Below are 26,968 nucleotides of genomic sequence, written 5' to 3'. Positions count from 1 at the left end.
TATGTCGTTGGCAAAAGCGTCCTTGTGGACGGCGGCCAGTACACTGGTCAAGATTGGTGCCGGGTTACTGGTCGGTAAGTTGCTGGCAGTGTCATTTGGTCCGGCGGGGCTTGGGCTGGCGGCAAATTTCCGCCAGTTGATTACCGTGCTCGGCGTGCTTGCCGGGGCAGGCATCTTTAACGGCGTAACCAAATACGTTGCCCAGTATCATGATAATCCCCAACAGCTGCGCCGCGTGGTCGGCACTTCATCAGCGATGGTACTTGGCTTCTCTACGCTAATGGCGCTGGTTTTTGTGCTGGCAGCTGCGCCAATCAGCCAGGGGTTGTTTGGTAATACCGACTATCAGGGGCTGGTGCGTTTAGTGGCGCTGGTGCAAATGGGGATTGCCTGGGGCAACCTGTTACTGGCGTTGATGAAAGGCTTTCGCGATGCCGCAGGTAATGCGTTATCTCTGATTGTCGGTAGCTTGATTGGCGTTCTCGCGTACTACGTCAGTTATCGTTTGGGCGGTTATGAAGGGGCGTTGCTGGGTCTGGCGCTGATTCCCGCGCTGGTGGTAATTCCTGCTGTTATCATGTTGATCAAACGTGGTGTCATCCCGTTAAGCTATCTGAAACCCAGCTGGGATAACGGTCTGGCAGGGCAGTTGAGCAAATTTACGCTCATGGCGTTGATTACGTCGGTGACCTTGCCTGTTGCTTACATCATGATGCGTAAACTGCTGGCGGCGCAGTATAGCTGGGATGAAGTGGGGATCTGGCAAGGGGTGAGCAGTATTTCCGATGCCTACCTGCAATTTATTACGGCATCGTTCAGCGTATATTTGCTGCCCACGTTGTCGCGGTTAACGGAAAAGCGCGATATCACCCGGGAAGTGGTTAAATCGCTGAAATTTGTCTTACCGGCAGTGGCGGCGGCGAGTTTTACCGTCTGGTTGCTGCGTGATTTTGCTATCTGGCTGCTGTTGTCGAATAAATTTACCGCTATGCGCGATCTCTTTGCCTGGCAGTTGGTGGGTGATGTGTTAAAAGTGGGCGCTTATGTCTTTGGTTATCTGGTGATCGCCAAAGCGTCACTGCGGTTTTATATTCTGGCGGAAATCAGCCAGTTCACTTTATTGATGGTATTTGCCAACTGGCTAATCCCTGCGCATGGCGCACTGGGCGCAGCACAGGCCTATATGGCAACCTATATCGTCTATTTTTCTCTTTGTTGTGGCGTGTTTTTACTCTGGCGTAGGCGGGCATGACTGTACTGATTCACGTACTGGGATCGGATATCCCTCACCATAACCGAACCGTTCTGCGGTTTTTCAACGACGCGCTGGCCGCGACGAGCGAGCACGCGCGCGAGTTTATGGTTGTTGGCAAGGACGACGGCTTAAGTGATAGCTGTCCGGCGCTTTCTGTGCAATTTTTCCCTGGGAAAAAATCGCTGGCGGAAGCGGTCATCGCGAAAGCAAAAGCTAACCGTCAGCAGCGATTTTTTTTCCACGGTCAGTTCAATCCCAAACTGTGGCTGGCTCTGCTGAGTGGTGGCATTAAGCCCAGCCAGTTTTTCTGGCATATCTGGGGAGCAGACCTGTATGAGCTTTCCAGTGGCTTGAGATATAAGCTTTTTTACCCGCTACGCCGCCTGGCGCAAAAGAGAGTCGGCTGTGTATTTGCCACCCGCGGTGATTTGAGCTTTTTTGCCAAAACGCATCCAAAGGTGCGGGGAGAACTGCTGTACTTCCCGACGCGGATGGACCCTTCTCTTAATACGATGGCGAACGATCGGCAACGTGAAGGGAAAATGACCATTCTGGTGGGGAACTCCGGCGACCGCAGCAATGAGCATGTCGCCGCCTTACGTGCCGTTCATCAGCAATTTGGCGATACGGTAAAAGTGGTGGTGCCGATGGGATATCCGCCCAATAACGAAGCGTACATTGAGGAAGTTCGTCAGGCGGGGCTGGAGTTATTCAGCGAAGAAAATCTGCAAGTTCTGAGCGAAAAACTGGAATTTGACGCCTATCTGACGCTACTTCGTCAGTGCGATCTTGGTTACTTTATTTTTGCCCGCCAGCAGGGCATTGGTACGCTGTGCTTACTGATTCAGGCGGGCATTCCTTGTGTGCTTAACCGGGAAAATCCGTTCTGGCAGGATATGACGGAACAGCATTTGCCAGTGCTGTTTACTACCGACGATCTCAACGAGGATATTGTGCGTGAAGCGCAGCGCCAGTTGGCGTCGGTGGATAAAAACACCATTGCCTTCTTTAGCCCTAACTATCTACAAGGCTGGCAGCGGGCGTTGGCGATTGCCGCCGGGGAGGTCGCATGAGTCTGCTGCAATTCAGTGGCCTGTTTGTTGTCTGGCTGCTCTGCACGCTGTTTATTGCCACGCTGACCTGGTTTGAGTTTCGCCGTGTGCGCTTTAACTTCAATGTCTTCTTTTCATTGCTGTTTTTGCTCACCTTTTTCTTCGGCTTCCCGCTGACCAGCGTGCTGGTTTTTCGCTTTGATGTTGGTGTCGCGCCGCCAGAAATCTTGTTGCAGGCGTTGCTTTCTGCGGGCTGCTTCTACGCGGTTTACTACGTCACCTACAAAACCCGCCTACGCAAACGCGTTGCTGATGTACCGCGCCGTCCGCTGTTTACCATGAACCGCGTGGAAACCAATCTCACGTGGGTGATCCTGATGGGCATCGCGCTGGTAAGCGTCGGCATCTTCTTCATGCACAACGGCTTTTTGCTGTTCCGGCTTAACTCCTACAGTCAGATCTTCTCCAGTGAAGTCTCCGGCGTGGCGTTAAAACGCTTCTTTTACTTTTTCATCCCGGCGATGCTGGTGGTCTACTTTCTGCGCCAGGACAGCAAAGCGTGGCTGTTTTTCCTCGTCAGCACGGTTGCCTTTGGCTTGTTGACTTACATGATTGTCGGCGGCACTCGCGCCAATATCATTATCGCATTCGCTATCTTCCTCTTTATTGGCATTATTCGCGGCTGGATTTCGTTGTGGATGCTGGCGGCGGCGGGCGTGCTGGGGATTGTGGGCATGTTCTGGCTGGCGCTAAAACGCTATGGAATGAATGTGAGCGGCGATGAAGCGTTCTATACGTTTCTCTATCTCACTCGCGACACCTTCTCGCCGTGGGAGAATCTGGCGTTGCTGTTGCAGAACTACGACAACATCGACTTCCAGGGCCTGGCTCCCATTGTCCGCGATTTCTATGTCTTTATCCCTTCCTGGCTGTGGCCGGGTCGCCCGAGTATGGTGCTGAACTCCGCCAACTACTTTACCTGGGAAGTGCTGAATAACCACTCCGGACTGGCGATCTCGCCTACGCTTATAGGCTCACTGGTGGTGATGGGCGGCGCGTTGTTCATCCCGCTCGGGGCGATTGTGGTTGGACTGATTATCAAATGGTTCGACTGGCTGTATGAGCTGGGCAACCGCGAGACTAATCGCTATAAGGCTGCGATATTGCACAGTTTCTGCTTCGGGGCGATCTTCAATATGATCGTGCTGGCGCGTGAAGGGCTGGATTCGTTTGTCTCACGCGTGGTCTTTTTTATCGTGGTCTTCGGCGCATGTCTGATGATCGCAAAACTGTTGTACTGGCTTTTTGAAAGCGCCGGACTCATTCATAAACGTACAAAATCATCGCTCCGGACGCAGGTTGAAGGATAACAATGAATAACAACACCACGGCACCGACCTATACGCTGCGTGGCTTACAGTTGATCGGTTGGCGTGATATGCAGCACGCCCTCGATTATCTGTTCGCTGACGGGCAGCTTAAGCAGGGAACGCTGGTTGCCATTAATGCCGAAAAAATGCTGACCATTGAAGATAATGCTGAGGTCAGGGAGCTAATTAACGCTGCCGAATTTAAATATGCGGATGGCATCAGCGTTGTACGTTCAGTACGTAAAAAGTACCCGCAGGCGCAGGTTTCCCGCGTTGCCGGTGCCGATCTCTGGGAAGAGCTGATGGCGCGCGCAGGCAAAGAAGGGACACCGGTATTTCTTGTGGGCGGTAAACCTGAAGTGCTGGCGCAAACTGAAGCTAAACTGCGCAACCAGTGGAATGTGAATATCGTTGGCAGTCAGGATGGTTATTTTAAACCCGAGCAGCGTCAGGCGCTGTTTGAACGCATTCATGCCAGCGGAGCGCAAATCGTCACCGTTGCGATGGGATCGCCAAAGCAGGAGATCTTCATGCGCGACTGCCGTCTGGTGCATCCAGATGCGCTGTATATGGGCGTTGGCGGGACCTACGATGTTTTCACCGGTCACGTAAAACGCGCACCGAAAATCTGGCAAACGCTGGGGCTGGAGTGGCTCTACCGCCTGCTTTCGCAGCCGAGCCGCATTAAGCGTCAGCTTCGTTTGCTGCGTTATTTACGCTGGCATTACACCGGCAACCTCTGATTTTCCTCTCTTTGTAAAGCGACGGAGTGGTCACTTCGTCGCCTGTCTGCTTTTTTATTACACAAAGCATTCAAATTTTTAATGCTTTATTTGCCATTTCTCCTGAATTACGAAAACATTCGCAACACTCGATGTACCCATAACGATAACCGGTAACACCGGAAAGCATGCAAACACAACACGAGGATTTATGGCAGATAACAAACCAGAGCTACAGCGTGGGCTGGAAGCTCGACATATCGAACTCATCGCCCTGGGGGGCACCATTGGCGTCGGCCTGTTTATGGGGGCCGCCAGTACCCTGAAATGGGCCGGGCCATCCGTATTGTTGGCCTATATCATCGCCGGGCTGTTCGTCTTTTTCATCATGCGTTCAATGGGCGAAATGTTGTTCCTCGAACCGGTTACCGGTTCGTTCGCCGTTTACGCGCATCGTTATATGAGCCCGTTCTTTGGTTATCTCACCGCCTGGTCTTACTGGTTTATGTGGATGGCGGTGGGGATCTCAGAAATCACCGCCATTGGCGTTTATGTCCAGTTCTGGTTCCCGGAGATGGCGCAGTGGATACCCGCATTGATCGCGGTGGCGCTGGTGGCGTTGGCGAATCTGGCTGCGGTGAGGTTGTACGGCGAAATCGAGTTCTGGTTCGCGATGATCAAAGTCACCACGATTATCGTGATGATTGTCATTGGCCTGGGTGTGATTTTCTTTGGCTTTGGCAATGGCGGGCAGTCGATTGGTTTTAGCAATCTCACAGAGCATGGCGGTTTCTTTGCTGGTGGCTGGAAAGGGTTCCTGACCGCATTGTGTATTGTGGTGGCGTCCTACCAGGGCGTGGAGCTGATTGGCATTACTGCCGGTGAAGCGAAGAATCCGCAGGTGACGCTGCGCAGTGCCGTAGGCAAGGTGCTGTGGCGAATCCTGATTTTCTACGTTGGCGCGATTTTCGTTATCGTTACTATCTTCCCGTGGAATGAAATAGGCAGCAACGGTAGCCCGTTCGTACTGACTTTCGCCAAAATCGGCATTACCGCAGCGGCGGGCATTATCAACTTTGTGGTGCTGACGGCTGCGCTCTCTGGCTGTAACAGCGGCATGTACAGTTGCGGACGTATGCTCTATGCACTGGCGAAAAACCGTCAGTTACCGGCGGCAATGGCGAAAGTTTCCCGTCACGGCGTACCGGTTGCGGGTGTGGCAGTATCTATTGCTATTCTGCTAATTGGCTCATGCCTGAACTACATCATTCCCAATCCGCAGCGTGTGTTTGTTTACGTCTACAGTGCCAGCGTGCTTCCGGGGATGGTGCCATGGTTTGTGATATTGATAAGCCAGCTGCGTTTTCGTCGTGCGCATAAAGCAGCAATTGCCAGCCATCCGTTCCGCTCAATCCTGTTCCCTTGGGCCAACTACGTAACAATGGCATTCCTGATTTGCGTTTTGATCGGCATGTACTTTAATGAAGATACGCGTATGTCGCTGTTTGTCGGCATCATCTTTATGCTGGTGGTGACGGCGATTTATAAAGTTTTTGGGCTTAATCGCCACGGTAAAGCGCATAAACTGGAGGAATAAGCAGCAAAACGCACAAACCGTAACCAAACGCGCAATTTATTTAAAAAGGGACTAGACAGAGGGGTGGGAAGTCCGTATTATCCACCCCCGCAACGGCGCTAAGCGCCCGTAGCTCAGCTGGATAGAGCGCTGCCCTCCGGAGGCAGAGGTCTCAGGTTCGAATCCTGTCGGGCGCGCCATTTAGTCCCGGCGCTTGAGCTGCGGTGGTAGTAATACCGCGTAACAAGATTTGTAGTGGTGGCTATAGCTCAGTTGGTAGAGCCCTGGATTGTGATTCCAGTTGTCGTGGGTTCGAATCCCATTAGCCACCCCATTATTAGAAGTTGTGACAATGCGAAGGTGGCGGAATTGGTAGACGCGCTAGCTTCAGGTGTTAGTGTCCTTACGGACGTGGGGGTTCAAGTCCCCCCCCTCGCACCACGACTTTAAAGAATTGAACTAAAAATTCAAAAAGCAGTATTTCGGCGAGTAGCGCAGCTTGGTAGCGCAACTGGTTTGGGACCAGTGGGTCGGAGGTTCGAATCCTCTCTCGCCGACCAATTTTGAACCCCGCTTCGGCGGGGTTTTTTGTTTTCTGTGCATTTCGTCACTTTCCCTTCGCAATAAACGCCCGTAATAACGTATTGCGCCACGGTATGATTTCGCCCTTAACTTATTGAAGGATGACTTCAGGCAAGGAGCGACCATGCAGCAACAGGTTCCAACGCGTGCTTTTCATGTGATGGCGAAACCGAGCGGTTCTGATTGTAATCTGAACTGTGACTACTGTTTTTATCTCGAAAAACAATCCCTTTACCACGAAAAGCCAGTCACGCATATGGACGATGACACGCTGGAAGCGTATGTCCGTCACTATATCGCTGCCAGCGAAACCCAAAACGAAGTGGCTTTTACCTGGCAGGGCGGCGAACCAACGTTACTCGGGCTGGATTTTTACCGCCGTGCCGTGGCGCTACAGGCGAAATATGGTGCTGGCAGGAAGATAAGTAATAGCTTCCAGACTAACGGCGTGCTGCTCGATGACGAATGGTGTGCATTTCTGGCAGAAAATCATTTTCTTGTAGGGTTATCGCTGGATGGTCCGGCTGAGATCCACAATCAATATCGCGTGACCAAAGGTGGCAGACCAACGCATAAGCTGGTGATGCGTGCTCTGACGCTCCTGCAAAAACATCATGTCGACTATAACGTGCTGGTCTGCGTCAATCGCACCAGTGCGTTACAACCTTTGCAATTCTATGATTTTCTGTGTGATGCAGGTGTTGAGTTCATCCAGTTTATTCCGGTGGTCGAGCGCCTGGCTGATGAAACGGCTGCTCATGCTGGACTTAAGCTACATGCTCCCGGCGATATTCAGGGCGAACTGACGGAATGGTCGGTGTGCCCGCAAGAGTTCGGTGAGTTTCTGGTGGCGATTTTCGACCACTGGATTAAGCGCGACGTCGGCAAGGTTTTCGTAATGAATATCGAATGGGCGTTCGCCAATTTTGTCGGCGCACCGGGCGCGGTTTGCCATCATCAGCCAACCTGTGGGCGCTCGGTGATTGTTGAGCACAACGGTGACGTTTATGCCTGCGATCACTATGTTTATCCGCAGTATCGACTAGGGAATATGCTTCAGCAGACGATTGCAGAAATGATTGATTCCCCGCAACAGCAGGCATTTGGTGAAGATAAATTCAAGCAGTTACCGGCACAGTGTCGCAGTTGCAACGTGTTAAAAGCGTGCTGGGGAGGCTGCCCGAAACACCGCTTTATGCTCGATGCCAGCGGCAAACCCGGGCTGAATTATTTGTGTGCCGGGTATCAGCGTTATTTCCGCCATCTACCGCCATATCTTAAAGCAATGGTTGATTTACTGGCGCACGGTCGTCCGGCCAGCGACATTATGCAGGCGCATTTGCTGGTGGTGAATAAGTAAAAAAGCAGCCATTTTGTGGCCGCCTGCGGTTGATTGTCGGATGCGTCAGCATCGCATCCGGCAAAGGTAGATCTCAGCGATAGCGCCGGCTTAATCAGATTTAATCTGCGCGCGTGGTGGATATTTTTTCAGGATCTCCATATACGCATGCATTTCGGTCTGTAGCGGTACACCCATTGGGATATGGCGCACGCCGATAGAGTCGCTTTCCTGCGGATCGGTGTACAGGTTAAACACCGACGATCCCGCCGTTTGCATTACTGTGCCGGTGAATCCACCCTGATATCCGCTCTGGGTATAAGCGTAAGGTTGCTGAATCAGGACGTGATACTTGAACTCATCCATACGCACAGCAGAAAGTTTACCATTGAGGAAGTAATGCTCGGCCTTACGGTTAGACTGACCATTTGTTCCCAGGAAGAAAGATGTCTGGTCCACACCATCGATAAAGGTGGTTTTCGGTACTAAATTCGCTACTTTCGCCCCAGGATGCCCCGCCAGATCCAGCGCCGTAGGGAAGAGATCCGCCAGATCGACAATGCCGTCAGATTTACGCGGTTGGATCATGCCTTTCCAGTAAACGAAGGTTGGCACACGAACGCCGCCTTCCCATGTAGAACCTTTCGCACCGCGGAACGGCGTGCGACCGTGCGGCGGAACTTCGGCTTCCGGACCGTTATCAGAGGTGAACACAATCAGCGTGTTATCAAGCTGACCGTTTTTCTCCAGTGCTTTATACAGATTGGCGAAGATATCGTTCATCTCCACCATGCAGTCGCCGTAAGAGGTGCGCGCCGGAGAGCTACCCGCATATTTGGCGTTCGGGTAGTTATCGAAGTGACAGCCGCGAGTGCCGTAATAGAGGAAGAAAGGCTTATCACTCTTCGCCATCTTGTCGAGGAACTTAACGCCATATTCCATCCAGCGTTGATCCAGGTCTTCCATATATTTCGGCGTAATGTCGGCAATGGCTTCCTGTTCACCGCCGCGCACGGCATGAACGTCATCTTTGCTGAACGGCAGTTTTTGGATGTATTCAGAACGAGCCGGGCTCAGGGCGACTTCCGGGTTGACATGAACATCACGCCATTCGGTATACATATCGGACACCGAGTTAAAGCCGCGGAAATCATCAAAGCCAACGTTCTGCGGCTGCGACTCTTTGTTTTCCCCCATATGCCATTTCCCGATAGCCTGGGTGATGTAGCCCTGATCGTGCAGCAACTGCGGCAGCGTGGTTAACCCTTGCAGACCGCCCGGTTGCCCGTACATTGGCGGCATCAGAATGCCGTGGTGGATGGAGTATTGTCCGGTGAGAATCGTGGCGCGGGTTGGGGAAGAACTCGGTTGAGAATACGCCGAAGTTAAAATCAGCCCCTGGCTGGCAACGGCGTCGATATCTGGTGTAGGGTTACCCACCGCCACGCCGCCGCCGTTAAAGCCAACGTCCATCCAGCCCACATCATCCAGCAAGAAAACAACCACGTTCGGTTTCTTACCGGTTTTTTTCTCAAGTTCCGCCAGTTTCTGCTGGGTTTCTTTGTCTTGTGCAGGATGCTGCATCACCGGCATCATGTTGTCGGCAATAGTGGTCGCCAGTTTAACCAGATACTGGTTTGGGTGATCGTATCCGGCAAAGCCTTTGCGTGCGGTGGCGGTTGACGGGGTATCTGCTGCGCTGGCTATGAGAGGAAGAGCTGCGGCGACAGCAACAACAAGAAGTTTGGGTGAAAACGAAAATTCCATGCAAAATGCTCCGGTTTCATGTCGTCAAAATGATGACGTAATTAAGCATTGATAATTGAGATCCCTCTCCCTGACAGGATGATTGCATAAATAATAGTGATAAAAATAAATTATTTATTTATCCAGAAAATGAATTGAAAAATCAGGAGAGCATTTTCAATCCTACCTCTGGCGCAGGTGATATGTAAGGCGGTGATGTTATATCGCGTTGATTATTGATGCTGTTTTTAGTTTTAACGGAAATTAATATATATGTTATTAATTGAATGACTTTTATTATTCATTATATATATGTGTAGAATTGTGCGCAGGAGAAATATTCACTCAGGAAGTTATTACTCAGGAAGTAAAGAGGATTACAGAATTATCTCATAACAAGTGTTAAGGGATGTTATTTCCCGGTTCTCTGTGGCATAATAAACGAGTAGATGCTCATTCCATCTCTTATGTTCGCCTTAGTGCCTCATAAACTCCGGAATGACGCAGAGCCGTTTACGGTGCTTATCGTCCACTGACAGATGTCGCTTATGCCTCATCAGACACCATGGACACAACGTTGAGTGAAGCACCCACTTGTTGTCATACAGACCTGTTTTAACGCCTGCTCCGTAATAAGAGCAGGCGTTTTTTTATATATCAGAAAGGCCCCGGAGGTGCTTGCCTCCGGGTGAGAAAGAGCTACTGTGGCGGGTTGTTCTGCAACGTTAACATCAAACCGTCGCGACGCATCGCTGCGGCTTCTTCCGGCTTGTGCAGTCTGTCCAGCGCGTCGGCAAGCCATGCGTAATCGTAGGCGTCCGGACGTTGTTTCAGCGCTGCGCGGAAGGCGAGCGATGCTTCCTGCCATTCTCCGTGTTTCATCAGCGACTGACCCAGTGTGCTCCACAACAGCGGGCGATCGCCCACGTTTTTGATCTGTTGGCGCAGCACTTTTTCCAGCTGTTCCGGGTTATTGGTTTTCAGACGCGGGATCGGCAGCAGCAGGCGATCGTCATACTGGCGTTTCAGGCCATCGATGATAATTTGCTGGGCAGTATCATGATCGTCACACTCAATAAGATGTTCCGCCATTGCCACCTGCAAGGCCACCTGATGACGCGTTTTCCGGCTTTGGTTTTTCCACCAGTTACGCAAACCTTCACTACCGTTATCGGCACGCGCCTGATCCATCAGGCCAATCCATGCCTGTTGTTCCAGCATTGCACGATGTTCTTCATCACCAACATGGGCTTTCGCCATTGATGGGATGATATCCAGCAGCGAACTCCATGCACCAGTGCGGATATACGCCTGTTCCGCCAGACGTAATACTTCCGGATGGCGTGGCGTAACTTCCAGCAGCTTATCCACGCCGTGACGTGCTGCATGGTTTTCATTACGGGCCAGTTGCAGACGTACACGGGTGATTTCTACCGGAATGGTGTCATTGCCGGCCAGCTCCGCTGCGCGTTCCAGATGTTGGTTGGCGCGTGCTTCATCACCACGTTGTTGCGCGGCTTCGGCTGCCAGTAGATAGTTCACCACCGGTTGTTCAGCGTGATCGGCATTTTTCGCCATCAGCTTTTCAACTTGCTGATAATCGCCTTCCGCCAGTTTCAGCAGCGCCTGTTCGGTCTGCTTACGTGCACGGCGACGCTTACGTCCGACAAACCACCCACGGGTGTGCGCGCCTGTGCGGAAGATTCGCCGCAGTAGCCACTCAATGGCAAACAGCACTACCATCGCCAGAATCAAAATAATCGCGAGGCCCGTGACGCTAGTTTCAATATTGTAGTTGTCGGTCTGGATCAGCACGTAACCCTGATGGCCGGCAATCATCGGGCCAACCACGATCCCCGCAATCAGCAACACAAAGAGCAATAACACTTTTAGCATGGTTATTCTCCTTGCGGCGCGGCTGCCGGAGCATCAGCTTGCGGTGCAGGTGCAGGTGCAGGTGCAGGTGCAGGTTTAGCTTCCGTTGTCCCTGCTGCCGGTTGTGCCAGCAGGTTACGCACGCGGGTCTGCATCAATTTTTCCAGCATCGCCTGGCTTTGCAGGGTTTCCGGAAGATCCATCGAGATATTTTGCTGGCTTAACTGGTCCACCTCGTCGAGGAACGCTTTGGTGGTGGCATCATCAGTATCGTAGTAAGCACGTACCCAGGTGGAGACGTTCTCCAGCGCCTGGCGATAAGTCTCTTCCTGGTGACGCGGTACAGCTTGTGCTGCGACCAGCAGGCGAGAGCGAATATTTTCGCGCAGATAGATATCCTGATTTGGCGCTAACAGCGGTACGGCGGTGTCATCACGACGGCGAATCGTAATGAAGTTGTCCATAAAGTTCTGCCAGCTTTTTTGCAGATTGATACGCCATTCGCTGATGGAACTGGAAAGCTCTTCACCGTCAGAATCCATCGGCGAACCATCGCTGTCATTATCGGCCAGACGCAGATTATCTACCTGATTTGAAAGCTGATTAAGCTTAAGGATGATACCGTCATAATCCACCTGCGATACCGCAGAAAGGCTGGCGATATCATCGGTAATTGCCCGGCGAACGGTAATCAGACTCGGGTCATTCATATCCGCCAGGCTGGCGTCTGCACTTTTCAGCAACGCTGCAGCGGTCGTGACGTCCTGATCGCTCCACAGCTTCCGTCCGGCGAGTTTCACCAGAAAATCGGCCTGGGCCAGCAGCCAGGTTTTAGCATCGCTGCCGGAAATGGTGGCGACCTTTTGTTGGACTTCATCCAGCTGTTTTGCCAGCGTTTCTTGCTGACGATTCGCCTGCTCAAGCTGTACAGCTTGTTGCTTGATAATGCCTTCCAGCTCGGCTTTTTGGCTCTCCTGGGCTTTTTGCAGTGCCGTAAGTTGGTTAGCCAGGGCATCGCTGGTGGCAGTCTGATTGACGGCCTGTTGTTTACCCCAGCCATACAAACCGACGCCCGCCGCCAGAGCAATAGCGATGGCCACCGCGCTGAGAATCAATGCGGTATTGTTCTTACTCTTTTTTTCTGTTGCGACAGGTTGTGACGTGGTGTCCACGGCCTCCCTGGTCTCTTCAACCACGGCGGAGGTTTTTTCTTGTTCCGTCATTATGGCTTCCTGTTATGAGAGTTATTGTAATGCCCGTAAAAGCGCATCGTTGTCAGCGTTATCGGCGACCTTAATGTCTTGCCAGCCCAGTTCCCGGGCGAGTTTCGCCAAACGCTCACTGACGACTAATAGCCGACAGCGTAGTAACCAGTGCTCACGATACCATTGTGGGATCAGCGACCAGAGTTGCTGCAACATTTCACCGCTGGTAACAACGACCGTCGTCACCTTGCGGGATTGCCAGCGCATCGCTTCTTCTGCACCATCGTAATGGATTGCGCATCGTTGATAACATTCACAAAAAGTGACCTCAGCACCGCGCGCCGTCAGGGAATCCCCAATTAGCTCACGACCGCCATTGCCACGTAATATCAGCGCACGTTTGCCCGCAATATTTTGTAATTCAGGTAATTGTAGCAAGACTTCGCTGATTTCCCGATCCTGCGGGTAGAGAATCTTCTGTCCGCTTACGGTATGTAGTGCCAGCGCGGTGGTGCGTCCAATGGCGAAATAATCAGGTAGTCGGGGCCATTTACGATCTTGCTGATGCAGCTGTGATTGGGCAAAAGCAACCGCGTGTTGCGAGAGGGCAAACAACAGATCGCTCTCTCCCAGCGCTGCCAGTTGATCAGCAAGTTGCGGTAATTGTCGACCCGGAGAAAACTCAATCAGCGGAAAATGCCAGGCCACCTGCCCCAGTGTGCGCAGACGGCTCACTAACTCTTCTCCTGCGGGAGACGGGCGGGTGACCAGGATACTCATGCCGGGGCGTCTCCGTTATAGACTTCAGCGAGGATCTCGCGCGCGCCGTTATTCAGTAGCTCTTCTGCCAGCGAAATCCCCATTTGTTCGGCATCTTGCGGCGCACCGCGGCGTTCACCGCGAATAATCTGCGAACCGTCCGGCGCGCCAACCAACGCACGCAGCCAGATTTCGCCATCAATAAGCTCGGCGTAGCTACCAATTGGTACCTGACATCCGCCTTCGAGACGGGTATTCATGGCGCGTTCTGCGGTAACGCGCAGTGCAGTTTCGTGGTGATTCAGCGCGGCAAGCAGCTCGCGAGTGCGTGTATCATCAAGGCGGCATTCAATGCCCACCGCACCTTGTCCTACCGCCGGAAGAGAAATCTCGGGTGGCAACGCGGCGCGAATGCGTGACTCCAGACCTAAACGTTTTAGTCCGGCTACGGCAAGAATGATGGCATCGTATTCGCCGTTATCCAGTTTGCTCAGGCGAGTGCCGACGTTGCCGCGCAGGGAGCGGATAATCAGATCCGGGCGGCGTTCAGCCAGTTGGCACTGGCGACGTAAACTGGACGTCCCGACGATACTGCCTGCCGGTAACGCATCCAGACTGTCATAGGTGTTGGATACAAAGGCATCGCGGGGATCTTCGCGCTCGCAAATGGTGACCAGCCCCAGACCTTGCGGGAATTCAACGGGCACATCTTTCATTGAATGAACGGCAATATCGGCGCGATTTTCCAGGAGCGCGACTTCCAGCTCTTTCACAAATAAGCCTTTCCCGCCTACTTTCGCCAGCGGCGTATCAAGAATCACATCGCCGCGCGTCACCATCGGTACCAGTTCAACGACCAGGCCCGGATGGCTCGCCATCAACTTGTCTTTGACATAGTGTGCCTGCCAGAGTGCAAGTGGGCTTTGGCGTGTGGCAATTCTTAAAACATTGTCTAACATGCTTGTTACCGTCATTATCATCCGTGGTCCATCCTAACATCCTTGCCAGAGCGATGTCAGTGTTGTGGTGAAACGTAGACGCCTGCGCAAACCGTAAAATGAGGTCTGGCAGTGGATCCTGACAGGCGCTTTGAGCCTTCGTAATAAGGAATTTACAGAGAATAAACGGTGCTACACTTGTATGTAGCGCATCTTTCTTTACGGTCAATCAGCAAGGTGTTAAATTGATCACGTTTTAGACCATTTTTTCGTCGTGAAACTAAAAAAACCAGGCGCGAAAAGTGGTAACGGTTACCTTTGACATACGAAATATCCCGAATGCCGCGTGTTACCGTTGATTTTGGCGGAATCACAGTCATGACGGGTAGCAAATCAGGCGATACGTCTTGTACCTCTATATTGAGACTCTGAAACAGAGACTGGATGCCATAAATCAATTGCGTGTGGATCGCGCGCTTGCTGCTATGGGGCCTGCATTCCAACAGGTCTACAGTCTACTGCCGACATTGTTGCACTATCACCATCCGCTAATGCCGGGTTACCTTGATGGTAACGTTCCCAAAGGCATTTGCCTTTACACGCCTGATGAAACTCAACGCCACTACCTGAACGAGCTTGAACTGTATCGTGGAATGTCAGTACAGGACCCACCGAAAGGTGAGCTTCCAATTACTGGTGTATACACCATGGGCAGCACCTCGTCCGTAGGGCAAAGTTGTTCCTCTGACCTGGATATCTGGGTCTGTCATCAATCCTGGCTCGATAGCGAAGAGCGCCAGTTGCTACAACGTAAATGTAGTCTGCTGGAAAGCTGGGCCGCCTCGCTGGGTGTGGAAGTCAGCTTCTTCCTGATTGATGAAAACCGCTTCCGTCATAATGAAAGCGGCAGCCTGGGGGGCGAAGATTGTGGCTCCACCCAGCATATACTGCTGCTTGACGAATTTTATCGTACCGCCGTGCGTCTCGCCGGTAAGCGTATTCTGTGGAATATGGTGCCGTGCGACGAAGAAGAGCATTACGACGACTATGTGATGACGCTTTACGCGCAGGGCGTGCTGACGCCAAATGAATGGCTGGATCTTGGTGGCTTAAGCTCGCTTTCTGCTGAAGAATACTTTGGTGCCAGCCTTTGGCAACTCTACAAAAGCATCGACTCTCCGTATAAAGCAGTGCTGAAAACACTGCTGCTGGAAGCCTACTCCTGGGAATACCCGAACCCACGTCTGCTGGCGAAAGATATCAAACAGCGTTTGCACGACGGCGAGATTGTATCGTTTGGCCTCGATCCATACTGCATGATGCTGGAGCGCGTCACTGAATATCTGACGGCTATTGAAGATTTCACCCGTCTGGATTTAGTTCGCCGCTGCTTCTATTTAAAAGTGTGTGAAAAACTTAGCCGTGAACGCGCCTGCGTAGGCTGGCGTCGTGAAGTGTTAAGCCAGTTGGTGAAAGAGTGGGAATGGGACGATTCTCGTCTGGCAATGCTTGATAACCGCGCTAACTGGAAGATAGATCAGGTGCGTGAGGCGCACAACGAGTTGCTCGACGCGATGATGCAGAGCTACCGCAATCTGATCCGCTTTGCGCGTCGCAATAACCTTAGCGTTTCCGCCAGCCCGCAGGATATCGGTGTTCTGACACGTAAACTGTACGCCGCGTTTGAAGCGTTACCGGGTAAAGTGACGCTGGTAAACCCGCAGATTTCACCCGATCTCTCGGAACCGAATCTGACCTTTATTTATGTACCGCCGGGCCGCGCCAACCGTTCAGGTTGGTATCTGTATAACCGCGCGCCAAATATTGAGTCAATCATCAGCCATCAGCCGCTGGAATATAATCGCTACCTGAATAAACTAGTGGCGTGGGCATGGTTTAACGGCCTGCTGACCTCGCGCACCCGCTTGTATATTAAAGGTAACGGCATTGTCGATTTGCCTAAGTTGCAGGAGATGGTCGCCGACGTGTCGCACCATTTCCCGCTGCGCTTACCTGCACCGACACCGAAGGCGCTCTACAGCCCGTGTGAGATCCGCCATCTGGCGATTATCGTTAACCTGGAATATGACCCGACAGCTGCGTTCCGCAATCAGGTGGTGCATTTTGATTTCCGTAAGCTGGATGTCTTCAGCTTTGGCGAGAATCAAAATTGCCTGGTAGGTAGCGTTGACCTGCTGTATCGCAACTCGTGGAACGAAGTGCGTACGCTGCACTTCAACGGCGAGCAATCGATGATCGAAGCCCTGAAAACTATTCTCGGCAAAATGCATCAGGACGCCGCGCCGCCAGATAGCGTGGAAGTCTTCTGTTATAGCCAGCATCTGCGCGGCTTAATCCGTACTCGCGTGCAGCAACTGGTTTCTGAGTGTATTGAACTGCGTCTTTCCAGCACCCGCCAGGAAACCGGGCGCTTCAAGGCGCTGCGCGTCTCCGGTCAAACCTGGGGCTTGTTCTTCGAACGGCTGAATGTCTCGGTACAGAAACTGGAAAACGCCATCGAGTTTTATGGCGCTATTTCGCATAACAAACTGCACGGCCTGTCAGTGCAGGTTGAAACCAATCACGTCAAATTACCGGCGGTGGTGGACGGCTTTGCCAGCGAAGGGATCATCCAGTTTTTCTTCGAAGAAACGCAAGACGAGAATGGCTTTAATATCTACATTCTCGACGAAAGCAACCGGGTTGAGGTGTATCACCACTGCGAAGGCAGCAAAGAGGAACTGGTGCGTGACGTCAGTCGCTTCTACTCGTCTTCGCACGACCGTTTCACCTACGGCTCAAGCTTCATCAACTTCAACCTGCCGCAGTTCTATCAGATTGTGAAGGTTGATGGTCGTGAACAGGTGATTCCGTTTCGCACCAAATCTATCGGTAACATGCCACCTGCCAATCAGGAGCATGACGCGCCGCTGTTGCAGCAGTATTTTTCGTGATGAACGTGCCGGAAAGCGAGGCTTATCCGGCATGCAATCTTAGCGGAAACTAACTGTTTCACCCGCCTGCTGCGTCGCCGCCTGTTCCAGCAAATCCCAGAAGGTTTCACCGCTACGATCGCAAATCCACTCGTCGCCTTTCAGATCAAAATGGTAGCCACCCTGTTTGGTTGCTAGCCACACCTGGTGCAGTGGTTCCTGGCGGTTGATAATGATTTTGCTGCCGTTCTCAAAGGTAATGGTTAGTACACCGCCGTTGATTTCACAGTCGATATCGCTGTCGCCATCCCAGTCGTCCAGATGTTCTTCAATGGTCAGCCACAGTTGATCAGCCAGGCGATGAAATTCACTGTCGTTCATTGTTGTATCCTGTTTTTAAGTGATGGCGGCAGTATAGCGGCATGGGGTCAGGGCTTCAAAGTTTGCCCGTCTGCTGCTGCGTTCCGGCATGATTCATCCGTCACCGGAATAATAATATCTCTATATAGCGAAAGATTGGTCTTTTCATAAGGGCGCAAATACACCACGCCTTTTCCCTGTTTCTGGTAAATATTATGTTCCGGCTCATCAAGCCGACATCCCCATGCCGACGATAAAAACAACGAACAAGACAACAAACAAACCACATTGTGATAGTGCATAAAGCCATCCTGGCGCGAGGTGCCGATCACGAAACTACCAGCAAAACATAAATCCCCACGTGTAAGCGTTATACTCGCAGCATTTCCTCACTTTTCAGACTTCATAAAGAGTCGCTAAACGCTTGCTTTTACGCCTTCTCCTGCGATGATAGAAAGCAGAAAGCGATGAACTTTACAGGCAATCCATAATGAAAAACGTGTTTAAGGCACTCACTGTATTACTTACTCTCTTCAGCCTGACGGGCTGCGGTCTGAAAGGTCCGCTCTATTTCCCGCCTGCAGATAAAAACGCACCGCCGCCGACCAAACCGGTAGAGACGCAAACGCAATCCACGGTGCCGGACAAAAACGACCGCGCCACTGGCGATGGTCCATCCCAGGTGAATTACTAAAAGTCAGTTTCTGTACCCGCGTGATTGGAGTAAATGATGCAGTTCTCGAAAATGCATGGCCTTGGCAACGATTTTATGGTCGTCGACGCGGTAACGCAGAATGTCTTTTTTTCACCGGAGCTGATTCGTCGCCTGGCGGATCGGCACCTGGGGGTAGGGTTTGACCAATTGCTGGTGGTTGAGCCGCCGTATGATCCTGAACTGGATTTTCACTATCGCATTTTCAATGCTGATGGCAGTGAAGTGGCGCAGTGCGGCAACGGCGCGCGCTGCTTTGCCCGTTTTGTGCGCCTGAAAGGGCTGACCAATAAGCGCGATATCCGCGTCAGCACCGCCAACGGGCGGATGGTTCTGACCGTCACCGATGATGATCTGGTCCGCGTAAATATGGGCGAACCCAACTTCGAACCTTCCGCCGTGCCGTTTCGCGCTAACAAAGCGGAAAAGACCTATATTATGCGCGCCGCCGAGCAGACAATCTTATGCGGCGTGGTGTCGATGGGAAATCCACATTGCGTGATTCAGGTCGATGATGTCGATACCGCTGCGGTAGAAACGCTTGGTCCTGTTCTGGAAAGCCACGAACGTTTCCCGGAGCGCGCCAATATCGGTTTTATGCAAGTGGTTAAGCGCGAGCATATTCGTTTACGCGTTTATGAGCGTGGGGCAGGAGAAACCCAGGCCTGCGGCAGCGGCGCGTGTGCGGCGGTTGCAGTAGGGATCCAGCAAGGTTTGCTGGCCGAAGAAGTACGCGTGGAGCTCCCCGGCGGTCGTCTTGATATCGCCTGGAAAGGTCCGGGTCACCCGTTATATATGACTGGCCCGGCGGTACATGTCTACGACGGATTTATTCATCTATGAAGCAACCAGGGGAAGAACTGCAGGAAACACTCACGGAGCTTGATGACCGGGCGGTTGTCGATTATCTGATTAAAAATCCTGAGTTTTTTATCCGCAATGCGCGCGCAGTAGAAGCGATACGTGTGCCGCATCCGGTACGCGGCACCGTTTCGTTGGTCGAGTGGCACATGGCCCGCGCACGTAATCATATTCATGTTCTGGAAGAGAACATGGCGCTGTTGATGGAACAGGCAATCGCCAACGAAGGCCTGTTTTATCGTCTACTCTACCTGCAGCGCAGTCTCACCGCCGCCAGCAGTCTCGATGATATGCTGATGCGCTTTCACCGCTGGGCGCGCGATCTCGGCCTGGCAGGTGCGAGTCTGCGCCTGTTTCCAGATCGCTGGCGCTTAGGTGCGCCGTCGAACTACACTCATCTGGCATTAAGCCGTCAGTCTTTCGAACCGCTGCGTATTCAGCGTCTGGGGCAGGAACAGCACTATCTGGGGCCGCTTAACGGACCGGAGCTTCTGGTGGTGCTACCGGAAGCGAAAGCGGTGGGATCGGTGGCGATGTCGATGCTGGGAAGCGATGCTGATTTGGGTGTTGTGCTGTTTACCAGTCGCGATGCCAGTCACTATCAACAAGGGCAGGGAACGCAGTTACTTCATGAAATTGCACTGATGTTGCCGGAGCTTCTGGCGCGTTGGATTGAACGCGTATGACCGATTTACACACCGATGTAGAACGCTACCTACGTTATCTGAGCGTGGAGCGCCAGCTTAGCCCGATAACCCTGCTTAACTACCAGCGACAGCTTGAGGCGATCATCCATTTTGCCAGCGAAAACGGCCTGCAAAGCTGGCAGCAATGTGATGTGACGATGGTGCGTAATTTTGCTGTACGCAGTCGCCGTAAAGGGCTGGGAGCTGCAAGTCTGGCGTTACGGCTTTCTGCGCTACGTAGCTTTTTTGACTGGCTGGTCAGCCAGAACGAACTCAAAGCTAACCCGGCGAAAGGTGTTTCGGCACCGAAAGCGCCGCGTCATCTGCCGAAAAACATCGACGTCGATGATATGAATCGGCTGCTGGATATTGATATCAACGATCCCCTCGCCGTGCGCGATCGGGCAATGCTGGAAGTGATGTACGGCGCGGGTCTGCGTCTTTCCGAGCTGGTGGGGCTCGATATCAAACACCTCGACCTGGAGTCTGGCGAAGTGTGGGTGATGGGAAAAGGCAGCAAAGAGCGCCGCCTGCCGATTGGTCGCAACGCCGTGGCGTGGATTGAGCACTGGCTTGATTTGCGCGACCTGTTTGGTAGTGAAGACGACGCGCTTTTTCTGTCGAAACTGGGCAAACGTATCTCCGCGCGTAATGTGCAGAAACGCTTTGCCGAATGGGGCATAAAACAAGGGCTGAATAATCACGTTCACCCGCATAAATTACGTCACTCGTTCGCTACCCATATGCTGGAGTCGAGCGGCGATCTTCGTGGTGTACAGGAGCTGCTGGGTCATGCCAACCTCTCCACCACGCAAATCTATACTCATCTTGATTTTCAACACCTTGCCTCGGTGTACGATGCGGCGCATCCACGCGCCAAACGGGGGAAATAATGCGTTTTTACCGGCCTTTGGGGCGCATCTCGGCGCTCACCTTTGACCTGGATGATACCCTTTACGATAACCGTCCGGTGATTTTGCGCACCGAGCGAGAGGCGCTTACCTTTGTGCAAAATTATCATCCGGCGCTGCGCAGCTTCCAGAATGAAGATCTGCAACGCCTGCGCCAGGCGGTACGGGAAGCGGAACCCGAGATTTATCACGACGTGACGCGCTGGCGTTTTCGTTCGATTGAACAAGCGATGCTCGACGCCGGGCTGAGTGCCGAAGAAGCCAGTGTAGGCGCACATGCAGCAATGATCAACTTTGCCAAATGGCGCAGCCGGATCGACGTCCCGCAGCAAACCCACGACACCTTAAAACAGCTGGCGAAGAAATGGCCGCTGGTGGCGATCACCAACGGTAACGCCCAGCCGGAACTGTTTGGTTTGGGGCATTATTTTGAGTTTGTGCTGCGCGCTGGCCCGCACGGGCGCTCAAAACCGTTCAGCGATATGTACTTCCTGGCGGCGGAAAAACTCAACGTGCCGATCGGCGAGATCTTACATGTCGGGGACGATCTCACCACCGATGTGGGGGGCGCGATCCGTAGTGGAATGCAGGCCTGTTGGATCAGACCGGAAAATGGCGATCTGATGCAAACCTGGGACAGCCGTTTACTGCCGCATCTGGAAATTTCCCGGTTGGCATCTCTGACCTCGCTGATATAATCAGCAAATCTGTATATATACCCAGCTTTTTGGCGGAGGGCGTTGCGCTTCTCCGCCCAACCTATTTTTACGCGGCGGTGCCAATGGACGTTTCTTACCTGCTCGACAGCCTTAATGACAAACAGCGCGAAGCGGTGGCCGCGCCACGCAGCAACCTTCTGGTGCTGGCGGGCGCGGGCAGTGGTAAGACGCGCGTACTGGTGCATCGTATCGCCTGGCTGATGAGCGTGGAAAACTGCTCGCCGTATTCGATTATGGCGGTGACGTTTACCAACAAAGCGGCGGCGGAGATGCGTCATCGTATCGGGCAACTGATGGGCACCAGCCAGGGCGGCATGTGGGTCGGCACCTTCCACGGGCTGGCGCACCGCCTGCTGCGTGCGCACCATATGGACGCCAACCTGCCGCAGGATTTCCAGATCCTCGACAGCGAGGACCAGCTACGCCTGCTCAAACGCCTAATCAAGGCGATGAACCTCGACGAGAAGCAGTGGCCGCCGCGCCAGGCAATGTGGTACATCAACAGCCAGAAAGATGAGGGGCTGCGTCCGCATCATATTCAGAGCTACGGTAATCCGGTGGAGCAGACCTGGCAGAAGGTGTATCAGGCGTATCAGGAAGCGTGTGACCGCGCGGGCCTGGTGGACTTCGCCGAGCTGCTGCTACGTGCTCACGAGTTGTGGCTTAACAAGCCGCATATCCTTCAGCACTATCGCGAACGGTTTACCAATATCCTGGTGGACGAATTCCAGGATACCAACAACATTCAGTATGCGTGGATCCGACTGCTGGCAGGCGATACTGGCAAAGTGATGATCGTTGGCGATGACGACCAGTCAATCTACGGCTGGCGCGGAGCGCAGGTCGAGAATATTCAGCGTTTCCTCAATGATTTCCCCGGTGCTGAAACTATCCGTCTGGAGCAGAACTACCGCTCTACCAGCAATATTCTGAGCGCCGCTAACGCCCTGATTGAAAACAATAACGGGCGTCTGGGTAAAAAACTGTGGACCGATGGCGCGGACGGTGAGCCTATTTCCCTCTATTGCGCTTTTAACGAACTCGACGAAGCGCGTTTTGTGGTTAACCGCATCAAAACCTGGCAGGACAACGGCGGGGCGCTTGCCGAGTGCGCCATTCTCTACCGCAGCAACGCCCAGTCGCGTGTGCTGGAAGAGGCGTTATTGCAGGCGAGTATGCCGTATCGTATTTACGGCGGGATGCGCTTCTTCGAACGCCAGGAAATCAAAGATGCGCTCTCGTATCTGCGCCTGATTGCCAACCGCAACGACGACGCGGCCTTTGAGCGTGTGGTTAATACGCCAACGCGGGGTATTGGTGACCGGACGCTGGACGTGGTACGTCAGACATCGCGCGATCGCCAGTTAACACTCTGGCAGGCATGTCGTGAACTGTTGCAGGAAAAAGCCCTCGCCGGACGTGCTGCCAGCGCCTTACAGCGGTTTATGGAGCTGATCGACGCCTTAGCGCAGGAAACTGCCGATATGCCGCTGCATGTACAGACTGACCGGGTAATTAAAGACTCCGGCCTGCGCACCATGTACGAGCAGGAGAAGGGCGAAAAAGGTCAGACGCGTATCGAAAACTTAGAGGAACTGGTGACGGCAACGCGCCAGTTCAGCTACAACGAAGAAGACGAAGATTTAATGCCGCTGCAGGCATTCCTCTCCCATGCGGCGCTGGAAGCGGGCGAGGGGCAGGCGGATACCTGGCAGGATGCGGTGCAGTTGATGACGCTACACTCGGCGAAAGGTCTGGAATTCCCGCAGGTGTTTATCGTTGGTATGGAAGAGGGCATGTTCCCAAGCCAGATGTCGCTGGATGAAGGCGGGCGTCTGGAAGAAGAACGCCGTCTGGCCTACGTTGGCGTAACCCGCGCGATGCAGAAACTGACGCTGACCTACGCGGAAACCCGCCGTCTATATGGCAAAGAGGTTTACCATCGCCCGTCGCGCTTTATCGGTGAGTTGCCGGAAGAGTGTGTGGAAGAGGTGCGCCTGCGCGCCACGGTAAGCCGCCCGGTCAGCCATCAACGGATGGGTACGCCGATGGTCGAGAACGACAGCGGCTACAAGCTCGGCCAGCGCGTACGCCACGCTAAGTTTGGTGAAGGCACCATCGTCAATATGGAAGGCAGCGGTGAGCATAGCCGTTTGCAGGTGGCGTTCCAGGGCCAGGGTATTAAATGGCTGGTGGCGGCTTACGCCCGACTGGAGACGGTATAATTTACGATTCCGTTGCCGGATGCGGTGCGCCACACCGCATCCGGCATCAGTAACTTACTTAGCGCACTTCTTCACATCAATATTCCAGTCAGCACCAGACGCAACCTGATGTTTCTGCGCGAAATTATCCATATTCAGCGCCACGGAAACATTCAATAAGCTGTTCAGATACACCATCGGCTGGCCTTCCGGCACATCGCCGAAGCTTGCGACATACGGCATTTTCCCTGCGTATTTTTGCTGGGAACCTTCGGAAATGGTCACACACAACGTGTCGTTGAGTTTGATTCCTGCCTGATTCAGCAACTCGTCGCTGATATTGCTCCAGACGTTGCCGTACTGAATATCGAGAATCGGGATATTGCCCTTCACTTCACCTTTTGTTGCTTTGGCTTTCTGATAAGAAAGTTCGACAACTTTTGCAGGAAGCTCTGGCCCCACCTGCTCGAACGTGATCGCCCCGGAAGCCAGACGTGCACCGGTGTAGGCATACACGTCACGACCGTGGAAGGTATATGACTTTTCGGAACCTTTCAGACGGTTGGTTTTTTCATCGATTTGCCGGACGCTCTCAATACCCAGCGATTCCGCCACCAACGTGAGCGTACCGTTATCTGGTGAAACGAAGTACTGACCATTTTTGGTTTTCAGCACTACCGATTTACGCTCTGTACCAACACCAGGATCGACCACGCTAACAAACACCGAACCTTGCGGCCAGTAATTGGCAGTCTGATACAGGCGGTAAGCGCCTTCCCAGATGTTATACGGTGGAATTTCGTGTGTTAAATCAAATATTTTAAGATTATGGTCAACGCCGAAAGCGACCCCTTTCATCGCCGAGACGGCGCCATCTTTCAGGCTAAAATCCGTTTGTAAAATCAAAGCGTTATCCGCATAAGCGGATGATGACCCCAGACAGGTTAATAAAAATAATGTTGCGAGCGTTTTTTTCATTTTTGTTTCCCTTCATTTATCTGATGATTTTCCAGCTGTGTAGCCAGCCCCAGTTTGTCTGGCCTCCTCGAGTGTACAATGTTTAACCTTTCTGCTCGACGGAAATCATGGTGACAAAAGGATAGCGTTGCCACGGGATTGCCTCGCCTTTCATATACATATGTGAAATTGTGCCATCAAGATAAAGCAGCTGCTCAACGTTCAGTTTCGCTTTGGCATAACAGGCAAAATCATAAAAATTTGTCGCCTGCTGGCTCAACAAAAACACGGCGTTCCCATGTTTATTAATCCCAACACCGTTACGAATTTTACGTGAGGCGACGTTGGGATGAATACGCGGATTAATTACACCGTTTTCCATCAACAATGGCCCTGACTGCACCGCAAACTGAATCTCTTTACTGGTTTTAAAGGCATCCAGACGAACGATGCCGACTTTATCTCCCGCGACATAAAACACTCCGCCAGGACGAATAAAGAAATTCCCTTCACCTGAAGCGAGATTTAACGCCACCTTCTGCTGACCGTTTTCGATGTACAAACCGAGCGGCGCATAGCTTTCATCATAGATGCCGCCGTTCATCGCCATCTGCACCTGACCCTGACTATTAATATCCGCCAGCAGAGCATGTAACGTTCCCCACGCTTCGCCATTGGCTTTTTGCCAGTACATTTTCACCCGCTCTGTTTGAGGATTAACGGTATACGCCTGTACGGTCAGCGTCGGATCTGAGGGTGCGCAATCATCAGCGGCAACAGCAAACAAGGGAAGTAAGGTGAGGGTGAGAAAAATCCGTTTGAGATTCAAGGTGATCATTCCTTTACCAATGAATAGCCGATGCGCCATTATAGGCCCTGAATGTGAGATTTTTTTATCCTGTTAGCGACCTTGACGAGTACCAAAAAGCGCGAAGTTCAACTATTGTTCTGTGGTGTTCTGTTGCGTGTTGACGGCAAAATTTTGCTGGCGTAACATGCGCGCACGATCACTCTAAGAGGACATTCGCCTTGGACACACCCAGTAGATACTGGCTCATTATCCTGTCATCCAGGATCAACTCCTAAGGCTATCCCTTTTTGCTGATAGCCTTAGCGGTTGTCAGCGACCTCAATTTTTCCCGTCGCGCTGAGTCAGGCTGTTTAATGGTCTGAAACCCAATTTGTTTCTGTGTGCCCACCGAACTGTCCGATATTTTAAGCATTGGGAGTCCCGGTCATGCTGAGCGCATTTCAACTGGAAAATAACCGACTGACCCGGCTGGAAGTCGAAGAGTCACAACCCCTTGTAAATGCAGTATGGATTGATCTTGTCGAACCGGACGACGACGAGCGACTGCGCGTACAATCTGAACTTGGCCAGAGCCTGGCAACCCGCCCGGAACTGGAAGACATCGAAGCATCGGCACGTTTCTTTGAAGACGATGACGGCCTGCATATTCACTCCTTCTTCTTCTTTGAAGATGCGGAAGATCACGCCGGTAACTCCACTGTGGCATTTACCATCCGTGATGGTCGTCTGTTTACTCTGCGTGAGCGTGAATTGCCTGCTTTTCGCCTTTACCGTATGCGTGCCCGTAGCCAGTCGATGGTAGACGGTAACGCCTACGAGCTGCTGCTGGATCTGTTCGAAACCAAAATCGAACAGTTGGCAGATGAAATTGAAAATATCTACAGCGACCTGGAGCAGTTGAGCCGGGTAATTATGGAAGGGCATCAGGGCGATGAGTACGACGAGGCGCTCTCCACGCTGGCGGAACTGGAAGATATCGGCTGGAAAGTTCGCCTGTGTCTGATGGATACCCAGCGCGCGCTCAACTTCCTGGTACGTAAAGCACGCTTACCGGGTGGGCAACTGGAGCAGGCGCGTGAAATCCTGCGAGATATCGAATCCCTGCTGCCGCATAACGAATCCCTGTTCCAGAAGGTGAACTTCCTGATGCAGGCGGCGATGGGCTTTATCAATATCGAGCAGAACCGCATCATCAAAATCTTCTCGGTGGTATCCGTGGTGTTCCTGCCACCGACGCTGGTCGCTTCCAGCTACGGGATGAACTTTGAGTTTATGCCGGAACTGAAGTGGAGCTTCGGCTACCCAGGCGCGATTATCTTTATGATCCTCGCGGGCCTGGCACCGTATCTGTACTTTAAGCGGAAGAACTGGTTGTAATATAAATGCCGGGTAAAG

General features: G+C 52.6%; 23 protein-coding genes, 4 tRNA genes and 1 pseudogene. 19 read left to right on the top strand and 9 right to left on the bottom strand.

Translation table 11 applies throughout. The features are described 5' to 3' along the window. Position 1 precedes the first annotated feature (1 nt). From wzxE to ACJHYO_RS20255, 10 genes are all read left to right on the top strand, one after another. Entirely contained in the window at positions 2-1,252 is a 1,251-nt protein-coding gene (gene wzxE, locus ACJHYO_RS20300) for a lipid III flippase WzxE (RefSeq protein WP_000050274.1), read from the top strand. After that, the gene (gene rffT / locus ACJHYO_RS20295; RefSeq protein WP_001765496.1) at positions 1,249-2,328 is read left to right on the top strand and encodes a TDP-N-acetylfucosamine:lipid II N-acetylfucosaminyltransferase; all 1,080 of its coding nucleotides are present in this window, start codon (positions 1,249-1,251) and stop codon (positions 2,326-2,328) included. The genes wzxE and rffT overlap by 4 nt, the downstream gene beginning before the upstream one ends. Next, the gene (wzyE, locus tag ACJHYO_RS20290; protein ID WP_000055132.1) at positions 2,325-3,677 is read left to right on the top strand and encodes an ECA oligosaccharide polymerase; all 1,353 of its coding nucleotides are present in this window, start codon (positions 2,325-2,327) and stop codon (positions 3,675-3,677) included. The genes rffT and wzyE overlap by 4 nt, the downstream gene beginning before the upstream one ends. A 2-nt stretch (positions 3,678-3,679) precedes the next feature. Next, on the top strand, positions 3,680-4,420 hold the full coding sequence (gene wecG / locus ACJHYO_RS20285; protein WP_001064038.1) for a lipopolysaccharide N-acetylmannosaminouronosyltransferase: 741 nt from the start codon (positions 3,680-3,682) through the stop codon (positions 4,418-4,420). 190 nt (positions 4,421-4,610) lie between these two features. After that, positions 4,611-5,996 (top strand): bifunctional threonine/serine APC transporter ThrP, encoded by a 1,386-nt coding sequence (thrP, locus tag ACJHYO_RS20280; protein WP_000774735.1) that lies wholly within the window; start codon positions 4,611-4,613, stop codon positions 5,994-5,996. 102 nt (positions 5,997-6,098) lie between these two features. Then, positions 6,099-6,175 (top strand) — tRNA-Arg (locus tag ACJHYO_RS20275). A 58-nt stretch (positions 6,176-6,233) separates the two neighbouring features. Further along, positions 6,234-6,309 (top strand) — tRNA-His (locus tag ACJHYO_RS20270). 20 nt (positions 6,310-6,329) lie between these two features. Further along, positions 6,330-6,416: transfer RNA gene (locus ACJHYO_RS20265), tRNA-Leu, on the top strand. A gap of 42 nt (positions 6,417-6,458) precedes the next feature. Beyond that, positions 6,459-6,535 (top strand) — tRNA-Pro (locus ACJHYO_RS20260). 146 nt (positions 6,536-6,681) lie between these two features. Continuing rightward, positions 6,682-7,917 carry an anaerobic sulfatase maturase gene (locus tag ACJHYO_RS20255; RefSeq protein WP_094259003.1) on the top strand — a complete coding sequence of 412 codons (1,236 nt, stop codon included), beginning with the start codon at positions 6,682-6,684 and terminating at the stop codon, positions 7,915-7,917. Between the two features lie 90 nt (positions 7,918-8,007). On the opposite strand, the gene aslA is transcribed toward ACJHYO_RS20255, so the two are convergent. The 5 genes from aslA to hemC all read right to left on the bottom strand — a co-directional run bounded on the left by aslA (position 8,008) and on the right by hemC (position 14,440). Continuing rightward, positions 8,008-9,663, bottom strand: a complete 1,656-nt coding sequence (gene aslA / locus ACJHYO_RS20250) for an arylsulfatase AslA (protein WP_024705131.1) — start codon at positions 9,661-9,663, stop codon at positions 8,008-8,010. 678 nt (positions 9,664-10,341) lie between these two features. Next, positions 10,342-11,538 carry a protoheme IX biogenesis protein HemY gene (hemY, locus tag ACJHYO_RS20245; RefSeq protein ID WP_000921791.1) on the bottom strand — a complete coding sequence of 399 codons (1,197 nt, stop codon included), beginning with the start codon at positions 11,536-11,538 and terminating at the stop codon, positions 10,342-10,344. A 2-nt stretch (positions 11,539-11,540) separates the two neighbouring features. Then, a complete protein-coding gene (hemX, locus tag ACJHYO_RS20240) occupies positions 11,541-12,740 on the bottom strand; it encodes a uroporphyrinogen-III C-methyltransferase (RefSeq protein WP_000139094.1) in 1,200 nt (399 codons plus the stop codon). A gap of 21 nt (positions 12,741-12,761) precedes the next feature. Beyond that, positions 12,762-13,502, bottom strand: a complete 741-nt coding sequence (gene hemD / locus ACJHYO_RS20235; protein ID WP_016233678.1) for a uroporphyrinogen-III synthase — start codon at positions 13,500-13,502, stop codon at positions 12,762-12,764. Continuing rightward, positions 13,499-14,440, bottom strand: a complete 942-nt coding sequence (gene hemC / locus ACJHYO_RS20230; protein WP_001340172.1) for a hydroxymethylbilane synthase — start codon at positions 14,438-14,440, stop codon at positions 13,499-13,501. Before hemC ends, hemD begins: the two co-directional genes overlap by 4 nt. A gap of 386 nt (positions 14,441-14,826) precedes the next feature. Between hemC and cyaA the strand changes: the two genes are divergently transcribed. Continuing rightward, positions 14,827-17,373 carry a class I adenylate cyclase gene (gene cyaA / locus ACJHYO_RS20225; RefSeq protein WP_000281694.1) on the top strand — a complete coding sequence of 849 codons (2,547 nt, stop codon included), beginning with the start codon at positions 14,827-14,829 and terminating at the stop codon, positions 17,371-17,373. A 39-nt stretch (positions 17,374-17,412) separates the two neighbouring features. On the opposite strand, the gene cyaY is transcribed toward cyaA, so the two are convergent. Together cyaY and ACJHYO_RS20215 are read right to left on the bottom strand one after the other, a co-directional pair. Beyond that, entirely contained in the window at positions 17,413-17,733 is a 321-nt protein-coding gene (cyaY, locus tag ACJHYO_RS20220; RefSeq protein WP_000999936.1) for an iron donor protein CyaY, read from the bottom strand. 125 nt (positions 17,734-17,858) lie between these two features. Then, positions 17,859-18,044 (bottom strand): annotated as a pseudogene (locus ACJHYO_RS20215) (DKNYY family protein); the annotation flags it as partial. Between the two features lie 158 nt (positions 18,045-18,202). Between ACJHYO_RS20215 and lptM the strand changes: the two are divergent. From lptM to uvrD, 6 genes are all read left to right on the top strand, one after another. Beyond that, positions 18,203-18,406, top strand: a complete 204-nt coding sequence (gene lptM / locus ACJHYO_RS20210) for an LPS translocon maturation chaperone LptM (RefSeq protein WP_000799889.1) — start codon at positions 18,203-18,205, stop codon at positions 18,404-18,406. Between the two features lie 36 nt (positions 18,407-18,442). Beyond that, positions 18,443-19,267, top strand: a complete 825-nt coding sequence (gene dapF, locus ACJHYO_RS20205; protein WP_001160654.1) for a diaminopimelate epimerase — start codon at positions 18,443-18,445, stop codon at positions 19,265-19,267. After that, positions 19,264-19,971 carry a DUF484 domain-containing protein gene (locus ACJHYO_RS20200; protein ID WP_000812802.1) on the top strand — a complete coding sequence of 236 codons (708 nt, stop codon included), beginning with the start codon at positions 19,264-19,266 and terminating at the stop codon, positions 19,969-19,971. Before dapF ends, ACJHYO_RS20200 begins: the two co-directional genes overlap by 4 nt. After that, the gene (gene xerC / locus ACJHYO_RS20195) at positions 19,968-20,864 is read left to right on the top strand and encodes a tyrosine recombinase XerC (protein WP_000130676.1); all 897 of its coding nucleotides are present in this window, start codon (positions 19,968-19,970) and stop codon (positions 20,862-20,864) included. Before ACJHYO_RS20200 ends, xerC begins: the two co-directional genes overlap by 4 nt. Next, complete coding sequence (gene yigB, locus ACJHYO_RS20190) at positions 20,864-21,580, top strand: 5-amino-6-(5-phospho-D-ribitylamino)uracil phosphatase YigB (RefSeq protein WP_001533748.1); 717 nt, start codon at positions 20,864-20,866, stop codon at positions 21,578-21,580. The genes xerC and yigB overlap by 1 nt, the downstream gene beginning before the upstream one ends. Before the next feature lie 83 nt (positions 21,581-21,663). Then, positions 21,664-23,826 (top strand): DNA helicase II, encoded by a 2,163-nt coding sequence (uvrD, locus tag ACJHYO_RS20185; RefSeq protein ID WP_000383407.1) that lies wholly within the window; start codon positions 21,664-21,666, stop codon positions 23,824-23,826. A gap of 54 nt (positions 23,827-23,880) precedes the next feature. Here uvrD and ACJHYO_RS20180 read toward each other — a convergent pair whose 3' ends face one another. Beyond that, entirely contained in the window at positions 23,881-24,783 is a 903-nt protein-coding gene (locus ACJHYO_RS20180) for an S-adenosyl-l-methionine hydroxide adenosyltransferase family protein (protein WP_000751610.1), read from the bottom strand. 82 nt (positions 24,784-24,865) lie between these two features. After that, positions 24,866-25,630: a phosphodiester glycosidase family protein gene (locus ACJHYO_RS20175; RefSeq protein WP_000951146.1), complete on the bottom strand. Its 765-nt coding sequence runs from the start codon at positions 25,628-25,630 to the stop codon at positions 24,866-24,868. A 161-nt stretch (positions 25,631-25,791) separates the two neighbouring features. Between ACJHYO_RS20175 and ysgD the strand changes: the two genes are divergently transcribed. Both ysgD and corA read left to right on the top strand, forming a co-directional pair. Beyond that, positions 25,792-25,848: a YsgD/CorL family protein gene (gene ysgD, locus ACJHYO_RS20170; protein WP_212723238.1), complete on the top strand. Its 57-nt coding sequence runs from the start codon at positions 25,792-25,794 to the stop codon at positions 25,846-25,848. A 151-nt stretch (positions 25,849-25,999) separates the two neighbouring features. Next, positions 26,000-26,950, top strand: a complete 951-nt coding sequence (corA, locus tag ACJHYO_RS20165; RefSeq protein WP_000947159.1) for a magnesium/cobalt transporter CorA — start codon at positions 26,000-26,002, stop codon at positions 26,948-26,950. Positions 26,951-26,968: the final 18 nt, after the last annotated feature.

It is taken from the genome of Escherichia sp. WS1118, from assembly GCF_046487695.1.
Taxonomy (GTDB): Bacteria; Pseudomonadota; Gammaproteobacteria; order Enterobacterales; family Enterobacteriaceae; genus Escherichia; species Escherichia coli.
This window is presented reverse-complemented; position numbering and strand designations above follow the sequence as displayed.